Annotated in this window: 13 protein-coding genes; all 13 read left to right on the top strand. The window is 27.9% G+C overall.

What is annotated here, in order from left to right; genetic code table 11:
• The 13 genes from rfbB to CX675_RS08480 all read left to right on the top strand — a co-directional run bounded on the left by rfbB (position 1) and on the right by CX675_RS08480 (position 12569).
• Positions 1-1011: a dTDP-glucose 4,6-dehydratase gene (gene rfbB / locus CX675_RS08540; RefSeq protein WP_130734818.1), complete on the top strand. Its 1011-nt coding sequence runs from the start codon at positions 1-3 to the stop codon at positions 1009-1011.
• Positions 1012-1045: 34 nt separating this feature from the next.
• On the top strand, positions 1046-1909 hold the full coding sequence (rfbA, locus tag CX675_RS08535) for a glucose-1-phosphate thymidylyltransferase RfbA (RefSeq protein WP_130734817.1): 864 nt from the start codon (positions 1046-1048) through the stop codon (positions 1907-1909).
• Between the two features lies 1 nt (position 1910).
• Positions 1911-2462 (top strand): dTDP-4-dehydrorhamnose 3,5-epimerase, encoded by a 552-nt coding sequence (gene rfbC, locus CX675_RS08530; RefSeq protein WP_130734816.1) that lies wholly within the window; start codon positions 1911-1913, stop codon positions 2460-2462.
• The gene (gene rfbD / locus CX675_RS08525) at positions 2456-3376 is read left to right on the top strand and encodes a dTDP-4-dehydrorhamnose reductase (RefSeq protein ID WP_130734815.1); all 921 of its coding nucleotides are present in this window, start codon (positions 2456-2458) and stop codon (positions 3374-3376) included. Before rfbC ends, rfbD begins: the two co-directional genes overlap by 7 nt.
• Positions 3377-3380: 4 nt before the next feature.
• Positions 3381-4487, top strand: coding sequence for an acyloxyacyl hydrolase (locus CX675_RS08520; RefSeq protein ID WP_130734814.1), 1107 nt, complete (start codon positions 3381-3383; stop codon positions 4485-4487).
• Positions 4484-5242, top strand: coding sequence for a head GIN domain-containing protein (locus CX675_RS08515; protein ID WP_130734813.1), 759 nt, complete (start codon positions 4484-4486; stop codon positions 5240-5242). Before CX675_RS08520 ends, CX675_RS08515 begins: the two co-directional genes overlap by 4 nt.
• A 7-nt stretch (positions 5243-5249) precedes the next feature.
• Positions 5250-6311 (top strand): NAD-dependent epimerase/dehydratase family protein, encoded by a 1062-nt coding sequence (locus CX675_RS08510; protein ID WP_130734812.1) that lies wholly within the window; start codon positions 5250-5252, stop codon positions 6309-6311.
• A gap of 7 nt (positions 6312-6318) precedes the next feature.
• The gene (locus CX675_RS08505) at positions 6319-7389 is read left to right on the top strand and encodes an NAD-dependent epimerase/dehydratase family protein (RefSeq protein ID WP_130734811.1); all 1071 of its coding nucleotides are present in this window, start codon (positions 6319-6321) and stop codon (positions 7387-7389) included.
• The gene (locus tag CX675_RS08500) at positions 7386-8120 is read left to right on the top strand and encodes a glycosyltransferase family 2 protein (RefSeq protein WP_130734810.1); all 735 of its coding nucleotides are present in this window, start codon (positions 7386-7388) and stop codon (positions 8118-8120) included. The genes CX675_RS08505 and CX675_RS08500 overlap by 4 nt, the downstream gene beginning before the upstream one ends.
• A 5-nt stretch (positions 8121-8125) precedes the next feature.
• Positions 8126-9964, top strand: a complete 1839-nt coding sequence (locus CX675_RS08495; RefSeq protein WP_130734809.1) for a glycosyltransferase family 39 protein — start codon at positions 8126-8128, stop codon at positions 9962-9964.
• A 39-nt stretch (positions 9965-10003) separates the two neighbouring features.
• On the top strand, positions 10004-10561 hold the full coding sequence (locus CX675_RS08490) for a hypothetical protein (RefSeq protein ID WP_130734808.1): 558 nt from the start codon (positions 10004-10006) through the stop codon (positions 10559-10561).
• A gap of 75 nt (positions 10562-10636) precedes the next feature.
• Positions 10637-11308: a bifunctional 2-polyprenyl-6-hydroxyphenol methylase/3-demethylubiquinol 3-O-methyltransferase UbiG gene (locus CX675_RS08485; RefSeq protein WP_130734807.1), complete on the top strand. Its 672-nt coding sequence runs from the start codon at positions 10637-10639 to the stop codon at positions 11306-11308.
• Positions 11295-12569: an MATE family efflux transporter gene (locus tag CX675_RS08480; RefSeq protein WP_130734806.1), complete on the top strand. Its 1275-nt coding sequence runs from the start codon at positions 11295-11297 to the stop codon at positions 12567-12569. The genes CX675_RS08485 and CX675_RS08480 overlap by 14 nt, the downstream gene beginning before the upstream one ends.
• Positions 12570-12577: the final 8 nt, after the last annotated feature.

Genomic DNA, 12577 nt, shown 5'->3' with positions numbered 1-12577 from the left:
ATGAAATCAATATTAGTTACTGGTGGAGCAGGTTTTATAGGATCTAATTTTATTCCTTATTTTTTAGAGAATAATACTGAATATCATCTAGTTAATTTAGATGCGTTAACGTATGCTGGAAATTTAGAAAATCTAAATGAAGTAAAAGACAATACCCATTATACTTTTGTTAAAGGAGATATTTGTGAAAGAGATTTTGTGGAAGAATTATTCGAAAAATATCAATTTCATGATGTTATTCATTTTGCAGCAGAAAGTCATGTAGATAATTCAATTTCTGGACCAGAAGCATTTATTAAAACAAATGTTTTAGGTACCTTTAATTTATTGGACACAGCTCGAAAATTATGGATGAATGGACCTAATGATTATAAAGAAACATTTAAAAATGCTAGATTTCATCATGTTTCAACGGATGAAGTTTATGGAACCTTGGGAGAAATAGGATTATTTGAAGAAACAACACCATATGCACCTAATAGTCCATATTCTGCATCTAAAGCAGGTTCAGATATGATTGTTAGAAGCTATTTCCATACTTATGGAATGAATGTGGTAACGACAAATTGTTCTAATAATTATGGACCGAAACAGCATAATGAAAAACTGATTCCCACTATTATTCGTAAAGCAATTGCTGGAGAAAATATACCTATTTATGGGAATGGAAAGAATGTAAGAGATTGGTTGTATGTTTTAGATCATTGTAAAGGTATAGCATTAGCTTTTAAAAAAGGAAAATCAGGTGAAACATATAATATTGGGGGAAGAAATGAAAGAGATAATTTATATATTGCAGATAAAGTATGTGCTATATTAGATGAACTAAAACCAAAAAAAACAGGAAGTTACAAAGAACAAATTACCTTTGTAAAAGATAGACCAGGACACGATTTAAGATATGCAATAGATGCTACAAAAATTGAATCAGAATTAGGCTGGAAAGCTGACGAAAACTTTGAATCAGGTATCTTAAAAACTATTGAATGGTATAGTAACAAATTTAATTAGCTGACAGCTGACAGCTTAAAAGATAAAGCTAAAAATGAAAGGAATAATATTAGCAGGAGGGTCGGGTACGCGATTGCATCCATTAACATTAGCAGTAAGTAAGCAATTAATGCCTATTTATGATAAACCCATGATTTATTACCCACTTTCAACTTTAATGTGGGCAGGTATTAAAGAAATATTAATAATTTCTACCCCACAAGATTTACCTCTTTTTGAAAAGCTTCTAGGTGATGGAAAGAAATTAGGTTGTCGATTTGAATATGCTGTACAAGATAGTCCAAATGGATTAGCAGAAGCTTTTATAATTGGGAAAGATTTTGTAGGTAAAGATAAAGTTGCTCTTATTCTTGGAGATAATATTTTTTATGGAACAGGTTTAGCAGAATTATTACAAGCTAATAATAATCCAGAAGGAGGAATAGTATACGCTTATCATGTACATGATCCAGAACGCTATGGAGTGGTAGATTTTGATTTAAATGGTAAGGTATTATCTATTGAAGAAAAACCAGCACAACCAAAATCGAATTATGCTGTTCCCGGTATTTATTTTTATGACAATACTGTTTTAGATATAGCTGCTAATATTAAACCGAGTCTAAGAGGAGAATTAGAAATTACCGATGTTAATAAAGTTTATTTACAAAATGATAAGTTAAAAGTTTCTATTTTGGACAGAGGAACAGCTTGGTTAGATACGGGTACCTTTCAATCTTTAATGCAGGCGAGTCAATTTGTGCAAGTAATAGAAGAGCGTCAAGGCTTAAAAATAGGAGCAATAGAAGAAGCAGCATATAAAATGGGCTTTATAAATAAAGAAGAATTAAAAGTATTAGCTGAACCACTATTAAAAAGTGGTTATGGTAAACATTTAATGAGTTTGATTAAAGAATAAAATGAATTTTATAACTACTAAATTATCTGATTGTTATATTATCGAACCAAAGATTATTCATGATGAGAGAGGTTATTTCATGGAAAGTTTTAATGAAAAAACGTTTCAAGAAGGAATACATCAGAATGTTCATTTTGTTCAAGATAATCAATCGTATTCTACAAAAGGTGTATTACGAGGATTACACTACCAAAGCGGGTCATCTGCTCAAGCAAAATTAGTTCGTGTTTTAGAAGGAGAAGTTTTAGATGTAGCAGTAGATATAAGACCTAATTCACCTACATTTGGAGAACATGTTTCGGTTTTATTATCATCAGAAAACAAAAGGCAATTTTTTATACCTAGAGGATTTGCTCATGGATTCATTGTTTTAAGTAATACAGCAACTTTTTTTTATAAATGTGATAATTTTTATAATAAAGAAAGTGAAGGAGGTATCATCTATAATGATCCAGAATTAAAAATAGATTGGAAATTTTCTTTCGAAGAACTAATTGTTTCAGAAAAAGATAAAAATTTACCCACTTTACAAAAAGCAAAAAAAGTATGGTAGTATTAATAACTGGGGCAAATGGTCAGTTAGGTCAAGCACTATTTTCAATTGCAGGAAACTATCCTTCAATTGATTTTGTTTTTTGTAATTCGAAAGAATTAGATATTACTAATAAAGAAAATTGTAAACAAGTCTTTGAAAAACATAAACCTAGTTTTTGTATTAATACAGCAGCATATACAGCAGTAGATAAAGCTGAAAGTGAACCAGAAAAAGCATTTGAAATAAATGCCAATGGAGCAGAAAATATAGCAGTAGTATGCAAACAATACAATACAATTTTACTCCATATTTCTACAGATTTTGTTTTTGACGCTTATTATTCAAATGATAATGCTTATTATGATAGAGAGCTTCGATTACCTCTTAAAAGTAACTTCGGACTTACTGAAACAGATATTCCTTTCCCTGCTGGTGTATATGGATTAACAAAATTACAAGGAGAAGAAGCAATTCAGATTGCATGGATAAAGTCTTTAATTATAAGAACCTCTTGGTTATACTCAGAATTTGGGAATAATTTCATGAAAACGATGCTGCGTTTAGCAACTGAAAAAGATACCATTTCTGTAGTTAATGATCAAATAGGAACACCCACTTATGCTGTTGATTTAGCCAGTATTCTTTTGGAAATTATTATAAATTTAAATCAAGAAGAGACTATGGCTCAAGAAAAATTTGGTATTTATAATTTTAGCAATGAAGGAAAGACGACTTGGTATGAATTTGCAAAAGAAATTTTTAGTATTAAAAAGAGTACTATTCAATTACACGCTATTCCAACATTTGGCTACCCTACTCCTGCTAAAAGACCTACATATAGCGTTTTAGACAAAACGAAAATAAAAAACGTTTTTAAATTAACTATTAACGATTGGAAAGCAAGCCTTAAAAATTGTCTTGAAAAAGTATAATCAAATGAAACAAAAATTATTTTTCTTTCTAATTTTTACTTACTTCCTCTCATTTTCTCAAGAGAAAGAAAGAAATAATACATATTTCGATGCACAAGTTTTTAGAGGAAACATATATAAACACACAAATGATATAGGTCATTTAATTACTGGACATCCTAATGGTTTGATGTTAAGTTATAATTGGAAAACAAATGGAAAAAAAGAATGGCAACAAGTTTATAATTATCCAGATTATGGAGTGTCTTTTCATTATGTTGATTTTAAGAATAAATATTTAGGACATAATTTTGCTTTTGGAATACATTATAATTTTTATTTTTTAAACCGTAATTTGATGCTTAGAATATCTCAAGGAATAGGTATTACTTCAAATCCATACCATAAAGAAACTAATAATAAAAACAATGCATTTGGAACAAAAATAATGGACAATACCTATGCTCTATTACAATATAAAAAAGAGAATATTATAGATAGGATAGGATTACAAGCAGGATTTTTATTAACTCATTTTTCGAATGGAAGGATAAAAGCACCCAATAGCGGTGTGAATACAATTGTATTTAATTTAGGATTAAATTATAATTTAGATGAAAAGCAAGAATTTATTATAGATTCTCTACCTCCTAAATCAAATTATATAGAACGTATCAAATACAATATAGCCTTTAGAACTGGTGTTTCAGAAGGACCTATTCCAGATATAGGACAACGACAATTTTATCACTTTAGCTTGTATGCAGATAAAAGGATAGGAAGAAAAAATGCTTTACAGTTAGGAACGGATGTTTTTTTATCCAGATATTTGAAAGATTATATTCAATTTGTGGCTGTTGCTTTTCCAAAAGAGCATAAAAATTACACGGATCCTAATACAGATTATAAAAGAATAGGTTTGTTTTTAGGACATGAATTATTTATCAATAAATTATCAATAGAGACACAAGTAGGATATTATGTTTATAAACCTTTTAATTATGAATCAGATGTGTATCAAAGAGTGGGTGCAAAATATTATCTTTACAAAAATTGGTTTACCGGAGTGAGTTTAAAAGCACATGGAGGAAGAGCAGAAGCGATAGAAACATCAATAGGAATAAGATTATGATAAAAAATACTTGTTGCATAATATTATTGTTAATTGTAAGTAGTTGCGGTATCTCAGAAGATTGTTTTAAAGGAAACGGAAACCAGATTATACAATCTTTTCCTTTGGAAGGGTTTCATAAAATTGAGGTACATGATGGTGTAGCATTATTAGTAAAAGAAGGTCCTGAATATGAAGTTAAAATAGAAACAAGAGATAATATTTTAAACAATATTGAGGTAAAATTAGAAAATGATATGTTAATTATAAAAGATAATTCTACCTGTAATTTAACTAGAGATTATGGTCTAACTAAAGCCATCATAACGATTCCAAATGGAATTAATTTACCTATAATTCCCGAATTAGAATTACATTCTAAAACAGAGCAAAATATAAGTAGTGAAGGACCAATTCATTCACCTATAGTTCGTCTTTTTTCATTAGATGAATCCGATGCCTCTGGAACAGGGGATTTTTATTTAGAGATAGAAAATACTCAAGTGGTAATAGAAAGTAATACTGTTTCAAATTTTTTTATTAGTGGTTTGTCAGAGCAAATGCTATTAAATTTTTATTATGGGAATGGTCGTTTTCATGGAGAAAATTTATCGGTTAAAAATATCAATATTTTTCAGAGAGGATCAAATGATATGATTGTTAAACCAATAGAAAAAATTGAAGGAACAATTTATGCTACAGGGAATGTTATTTTAAAACATATTCCACCTTTAATTAATGTTGAAGAAAAATATACAGGACGTTTAATTTATTAATAAAAAAATGAAAATAATTGTTACAGGAGGAGCTGGATTTGTTGGATCAACTGTATGTTTAGCTTTAAAAAAGAAATATCCTAGCTATACTATAGTTGCTTTTGATAATCTTAAAAGAAGAGGTTCAGAACTGAATCTAATTGACTTTAAGACGAATAACATTGATTTTGTTCATGGAGATATAAGAAACAATGAAGACATACTTGCATTAGGCAAGTTTGATGTTTTAGTTGAAGCTTCTGCAGAACCTTCAGTAACAGCAGGATTAGATTCTGATCCTACCTATGTTATTAACAATAATTTATATGGATCTATAAATTGTTTTAATGCTTGCATTAAGAACAATGCAAAATTAATTTTTTTATCTACGAGTAGAGTTTATCCAATCGATACAATTGAAAAAGCATTTTACACAGAAGAAGAAACTAAATTTTTATTTACCGAAAATCAAACCATAAAAGGCATTTCAAAAAAAGGCATTTCAGAAGAATTATCTTTGGAAGGAGCAAGGTCTTTTTATGGAACAACAAAATTGAGTTCAGAATTATTTATCCATGAGTACGCTGCTTTTTATGGTTTACAAGCCGCTATTACAAGATTTGGAGTAATTGCTGGACCAAGACAAATGGGAAAAACAGATCAAGGCGTTGTTACATTGTGGATGGCAAAGCATTATTGGAATCAGTCTTTAAAATACATAGGTTATGGAGGTAAAGGGAAGCAAGTTAGAGATTTATTACATGTCGATGATTTAGTAGCATTAATAGAGTATCAAATTCATAATATTCATAAATTTACAGGAAAAGTATACAACGCTGGTGGAGGTTTACAAAATAGTGCCTCTTTACAAGAAATGACAGCTATTTGTGAAAAAATAACAGGAAATAGTATCCAAATTGATGAGGTAGAAGAAACAAGAACTGCAGATTTAAGAATTTACATTACTGATAATTCTAGAATAGAAACAGAGATAGGTTGGAAACCTAAAAAAACAATAGAAGATATTTTTACAGATATTTATCATTGGATAAAAGAGAATGAAAAACAATTAGAATTAATTTTGAAATAATAATAAAATGAACATTTGTGTAGTAACAGGATCTTCAGGTCTAATAGGAAGTGAATCTGTTTCCTTTTTTGCAGAAAAATTTGACAAAGTTATTGGAATAGACAATAATATGCGTGCTCGTTTTTTTGGTGAAGACGCTTCAACAGAATGGAACACGAAACGGTTAATAAATACGATTTCTAATTTTGAACATCATGCTGCGGATATTCGAAATATTGATGAACTGGAAGTTATCTTTTCAAAATATAAATCAGATATAAAATTAATTGTACATACAGCTGCACAACCAAGCCATGACTGGGCTGCTCGTGAACCCATAACAGATTTTACAGTAAATGCTAACGGTACTTTAAATTTGTTAGAAATGACACGTTTGCATTGTGATAAAGCTGTTTTTATTTTCACATCCACAAATAAAGTGTATGGAGATACACCAAACTATCTTCCATTAGTTGAACAAGAAAAAAGATGGGAAATAGAGGAGTCACACCCTTATTTTAAAGAAGGTATTGATGAAAAGATGAGTATCGATCACACAAAGCATTCTTTATTTGGAGCATCAAAAGTAGCTGCAGATGTTTTAGTTCAAGAATATGGAAAATATTTTGGAATGAATACTGGTGTTTTCAGAGGTGGTTGTCTTACTGGACCTAATCATTCGGGTACTCAATTACATGGATTTCTTTCTTATTTAATGAAATGTGCCATCACAGGTGATAAATATACTGTATTTGGATACAAAGGGAAACAAGTAAGAGACAACATACATAGTTGGGATTTGGTAAATATGTTTTGGCATTTTTACAATAATCCTAAGCAAGGAGAGGTTTATAATGCTGGAGGAGGACGCCATTCAAATTGTTCTATGGCAGAAGCGATTGAAATGTGTGAACAAATTACAGGTAAACCGATGAATTATGAATATTCTGAAACAAACAGAATTGGGGACCATATTTGGTGGATAAGTGATGTATCTAAATTCAAAGCACATTACCCAGAATGGAATTGGAAATATAATATTCATGATATTTTATCCCAAATTTATCAAAATATGTCCAATCGAAATACCAATTCATGAAACTTAGTATAGTAATACCTGCTTACAACGAAGAAGAATCAATTTCGGAAACTATAGATCAAATAGAAGAAGCTTTTTCCAAAGTAACTATTGATCATGAAATATATGTAGTAAATGATAATTCGAAAGACAATACATTACAAGTTTTAGAAGCATTAGCTCAAAAATATCCTGCACTGCAATATGGAACCAATTTAGGTCCCAATGGATTTGGCTATGCGGTTCGATATGGATTAGAAAGATTTTCAGGTGATTGCGTAGCGGTAATGATGGCTGATTTGTCAGATTCTCCGTATGATTTGATACGTTATTATACCACAATGATTGAAGGCAATTATGATTGCGTTTTTGGAAGTCGTTTTATGAAAGGAGGTAAATTGATTGATTATCCTTTTGTAAAAAAAATAATCAACAGAATTGCTAATTTCATAATTAGAATAGTAATGGGGATAAAGTATAACGATACCACAAACGCGTTTAAATTATATAAAAAAGAAGTTATAGATGGAGTGAAGCCTATTTTATCTCCCCATTTTAACTTAACTATAGAATTACCTTTAAAAGCGATAATAAGAGGGTATTCTTATACTGTAGTTCCAAATTCATGGACAAATAGAAAATATGGTGTTTCTAAATTAAAAATTAAAGAAATGGGAAGTCGCTATTTTTTTATTTTGATGTATTGTTTTGTAGAAAAATATTTTTCGAGAGGAGATTTTAAAAGAAAATAGAAAATATGGAAATTATAAAAAAAATAAAACAGAATTATTTTTTAATTGGCATCCTCGTTTTAGCAGCAGTTTTACGCTTGTATCATTTGGATTACCAAAGCATTTGGATAGATGAAATAATAACGATGAAAGAAACAGATCCCGGTCTTTCTTTCAAAGATTCTTATGAAATTATGTGTGTTTGGGAGAATAATCCAGTTATGTATTATTTTCTAATTAAAATTATCGGTATTGTTTTTGGTCATACAACTTTTGTTGTTAGATTAGTTTCTGCTTTATTTGGAATTTTTGGAGTTTACTTATTTTATATAATTGGAAAAGAAATTGAAAACAAAAGAGTTGGATTAATTGCAGCTTTTTTAGCTAGTGTAAATTACTTTTTTATATTATACTCGCAAGAGGCAAGACTTTATATAATGCTAATTTTTTTGACGATTTTTTCTTTTTATAGATTGATTCGATTTTTAAAAGAAAATACACTTACAAACGCATTAATATATGGTGTTTCTTTAGCACTAATGATTAATTCCCATTTTTTTGGTTTATTTTTATTAGTTTCTCAGGTTGTAATTCTTTTTGTGTTTTTATTTGAAATCGAAAAAAAAGAGAGAAAAAAATATATAATACATTCAGCTACAGCTGGAGTTTTAGCTATTTCAATTTGGTATTATTTCTGTTGGGAATTGTTTAAAATTGCTTCAGAAATAAAAACATTTTGGATACCACCTCCTTCTACAGAAGTAATAACAGGTATTTTTAAAGAGTTTTTTGGAAATTCTGAAGCCTTGGTTTTTTTAACCACGATTTTAACTATATTTTATTTTATAAAATTATTTACAAAAAGACATAAATCAGTTAACATAAGAAGTAATTCATCTTTATTTGCTTTTATAATTTTAATATGTTGGATATTGGTTACTATATTTATTCCATACATTAGATCCTATTTAAAATTACCAATGTTAACAAGTAGATATTTAATTGTAGTATTACCAGCAATAATATTACTGTTAGCAATTTCAATAGAGAATATTAAAAATAGTTTGGTTAAAAATATAATTTTATTCCTTTTTGTAACTGCTTCGATTACTGATTTATTTATAGTTAAGAAAAATTATACTGAAATTAGAAAGACACAATTTAGAGAGATAACGAATAAGATAAAAACAAAGAATAAAGGAAAAGATAAAATAGTTTCTTCATGGGGATGGCACTTGAGTTATTTTTTTAATACAGATCCTAAGAAAGATATTGTAATACTTAAATCACTTGAAGAGTTTATTAATGAAATTAAGAGCACAAATAGTAGAGATTCTTTTTGGTATGTCGATGGTCATTTTAAACCCTATTCATTATCTGCTGAAGCGGAAACCTATCTTAATAATAATTTTATTTTAGTTGATAATTTAGAATATTATGACACTTGGGCAAGATATTATGTGCCAAAAGCGAGTGAAGAAGATTTAATTATATTAAATATCAATGAGTTTGAACCATTAAAGTCTGATAACTCAATAAATATTTTATTATTTTCTAATTCTACAACAAGTTCAAAACTAATCTCTTTAGAACCAGGAAATTATAGATTAGCAATAAAAACTAGAAGTATTCCAGAAAAACCAATTAACGGTGAAAATGCTCACTTAACAATTACATTAAGTGGAAGAAAAATTGCATCTTATTTTCTAACAGAAAAAGAAGATACAACAAATTATTTTCAATTTGATATATCTAAAAAGCAAGATTATAAAGTAGAAATCACTTTTGATAACGATTTAGTTTTGAATGATGCAGATAGAAACGCTTTAGTGTTTTCAGTAGTTATAGAAAAAATAAAAAAATAGAATAGAAAAAATAGTTAAATTTGCGAAAATTTAAAAAATATGAAAACAAAAAAAATAGTGTTATGCATTTTAATGATGGCAGTTTTTATTTCTTGTAAAAATGAAAACAATAAACCTGAAACTAATGGAAAAACAGAAGAATTGAAAGAAACTTTTGATGTTAGTTTTAACTTAACAATACCTAAAGATGATACTTTTCAACTATTTTACACTGAAGATGGGACATTAAATTTTGGTGATGAGAATTCGGTTAAATCTATTGTAAAAGGAAGTGAAACTGCTCAGACGGTTCTATTTAAGTTGCCAGCTGATGTTCTTCCTAATCAAATTAGACTTGATTTTGGAAACAATGCAGAGCAAGGAGATATAGTTGTAAATAGTATGAAAATTAAATATTTAGACAAGACATATGATGTTTCTTTTGGTCTAGGAAAAGAATCTGTTACTCATTTTTTCTATTTACTTGATGCTCAGGTTAAATATGATGAAGCTACATCTACAATAAATTTATTAAAACCAACAGGTAAGATTCATGATCCAATGATGTGGTCTAACCAATTATTATCAGAAGAAATGGTAAAATTATATAAAAATTAGTTAGAGTAATTTAAAATAAAAAAGTTATCTATATAGATAACTTTTTTATTTTTTTTATATTCATAATAAAATTAAATGAATTACGAAGAAAAAGATAAACAATATTATTCAAATATCAGATTAGATTTGGTAAGTTTAATAAATCTTGACAATAAAAATTTAAAAATCTTAGAAATAGGAGCCGCTTATGGCGAAACATTAAATTTTTTAAAAGAAAAAGGTATTGCCTCCGAAGTTATTGGTATTGATTTATTTGAAGATGTTAAGAATAAACAAAATTATAAAGAACTAGATCGATTTATTTTTGGTAATATTGAGTATCTAGATTTAGAAGAATATAATGATTACTTTGACATTATTCTTTTTCCAGACGTTTTAGAACATTTAATTGAACCTAAAAAAACACTTCAAAAAGCCCATAAACTTTTAAAAACTAACGGAAAGATAATTGTTAGTATGCCAAATATCAGACATTATTCTGCATTAGTTAAAATCTTTTTGAAAGGAGACTTTAGATATGAAGGAAGTGGTATTTTTGATTATACTCATATGAGATTTTATTGTAAAAAAAATATTGTTGAATTAATTTCAATTTCGGGTTATAAAATAGAAAAAGCACAAAGTTCAATTTTACATTATAATGGATTTTCTATTACAAGAATAATTAATTTGATTACATTAAGATTATTTGAAGAATTTTTTTCTTATCAATATTTTTTTGTAGCCACCAAAAATGAAAAAAATTAGCCCATATTTAAAAAAAATCATCTCTTCATCAGGAGTCAATTTTCTATTTCGGATTTTTGGATTAGGCACCTCGTTTCTAGTAGTTTTGTTGATTTCTCGTTGGTTTGGTGTCACTAATTATGGTAGTTATTCTTTAACATTTACTATCGCTCAAGCAACAACGATGATTTTTGCATTAGGTATTCCCAATGCTCTCATTATGTTAACTGGAAATAGAAAACTTAGTACTGTTGAGGTGAAAAAATTATTATTTAAAGGAATTAAAATTGCCTTACTTTTTTCTCTAATACCGTCTTTAATTTTCTATTTTGGTTCAAGTTTTATAGCAATAAGATGTTTTGGAAATATAGAATTAACTCGTTTTCTTGAAATTGTAGCTTACGCAATTCCTTTTTTTATCCTTCATGAACTTTTTCTTTATTATTTTATCTCAGTTAAAAAATTTATTACATATAACATTTTTATGTTTGTCTTACCAAATTTATTTTTAGTATTTTTTCTTATAATTTTTTATTCTTTTGATAAAACTGATTTTTACACTTTCTTAGCATTCTCTATTTCTATAATTTTAATAGTATTAGTTGAGTTAGTAGTCGTTTATGAAACTAAAATGCGAACAGTTCCTCATATTATTTCAACAAAAACCTTAATAAAAACAGCTTCACCTATGATGTTTAGCGGTTTGCTATTATACCTTTTAAACTGGACCGATGTAATTATGTTAGGAATAATGACTAGTGAAAAAGAAGTTGGAATATATAATATTGCTTATAAGATTGGTAGTGTTGGTTTTCTTATGATAGTATCGGTAAGTACTATTATTACTCCGCGTATCGCGGAATTATATGGAAAGAATAGAATACAAGAATTAAAAATATTGATTCATAGTTCAACTAGATTAATATCTATATTAACTATTCCATTAATTCTACTATTAATTATATTTAGCAAATTAATTTTATCTTTTTTTGGAGATGAAGTTGTTTCAGGAAGTTCCACTTTAATAATTATAGCAATAGGAGTTTTATTTAGTGCAATGGCTGGAAATGTGGATCAGATACTAAACATGACTAATAATCAGATAATATTAAAAAATATTGCGATTTTCACTTTTTTTATAAATATAACTTTGAATTTTTTATTAATTCCAATGTATGGAATAAATGGAGCCGCTTTTGCTAGCCTAATTTCAAATATTGTTATAAACATTACTTGCTTATTTTATATTAAAAAAAAACTCGGTTTTTATACCTTTGTTTAAATTGATTT

Origin of the sequence: Flavobacterium sp. J27, assembly GCF_004303025.1 — a bacterium.
Lineage (GTDB): Bacteria > Bacteroidota > Bacteroidia > Flavobacteriales > Flavobacteriaceae > Flavobacterium.
The sequence above is the reverse complement of the archived record's forward strand: the minus strand, read 5'-3'. Positions and strand labels throughout refer to the sequence as shown.

What these genes read in the sequence shown, in the direction of transcription:
- rfbB (WP_130734818.1), top strand. Translation starts at nt 1, where the DNA reads ATGAAATCAATATTAGTTACTGGTGGAGCAGGTTTTATAGGATCTAAT.
- rfbA (WP_130734817.1), top strand. Translation starts at nt 1,046, where the DNA reads ATGAAAGGAATAATATTAGCAGGAGGGTCGGGTACGCGATTGCATCCA.
- rfbC (WP_130734816.1), top strand. Translation starts at nt 1,911, where the DNA reads ATGAATTTTATAACTACTAAATTATCTGATTGTTATATTATCGAACCA.
- rfbD (WP_130734815.1), top strand. Translation starts at nt 2,456, where the DNA reads ATGGTAGTATTAATAACTGGGGCAAATGGTCAGTTAGGTCAAGCACTA.
- CX675_RS08520 (WP_130734814.1), top strand. Translation starts at nt 3,381, where the DNA reads ATGAAACAAAAATTATTTTTCTTTCTAATTTTTACTTACTTCCTCTCA.
- CX675_RS08515 (WP_130734813.1), top strand. Translation starts at nt 4,484, where the DNA reads ATGATAAAAAATACTTGTTGCATAATATTATTGTTAATTGTAAGTAGT.
- CX675_RS08510 (WP_130734812.1), top strand. Translation starts at nt 5,250, where the DNA reads ATGAAAATAATTGTTACAGGAGGAGCTGGATTTGTTGGATCAACTGTA.
- CX675_RS08505 (WP_130734811.1), top strand. Translation starts at nt 6,319, where the DNA reads ATGAACATTTGTGTAGTAACAGGATCTTCAGGTCTAATAGGAAGTGAA.
- CX675_RS08500 (WP_130734810.1), top strand. Translation starts at nt 7,386, where the DNA reads ATGAAACTTAGTATAGTAATACCTGCTTACAACGAAGAAGAATCAATT.
- CX675_RS08495 (WP_130734809.1), top strand. Translation starts at nt 8,126, where the DNA reads ATGGAAATTATAAAAAAAATAAAACAGAATTATTTTTTAATTGGCATC.
- CX675_RS08490 (WP_130734808.1), top strand. Translation starts at nt 10,004, where the DNA reads ATGAAAACAAAAAAAATAGTGTTATGCATTTTAATGATGGCAGTTTTT.
- CX675_RS08485 (WP_130734807.1), top strand. Translation starts at nt 10,637, where the DNA reads ATGAATTACGAAGAAAAAGATAAACAATATTATTCAAATATCAGATTA.
- CX675_RS08480 (WP_130734806.1), top strand. Translation starts at nt 11,295, where the DNA reads ATGAAAAAAATTAGCCCATATTTAAAAAAAATCATCTCTTCATCAGGA.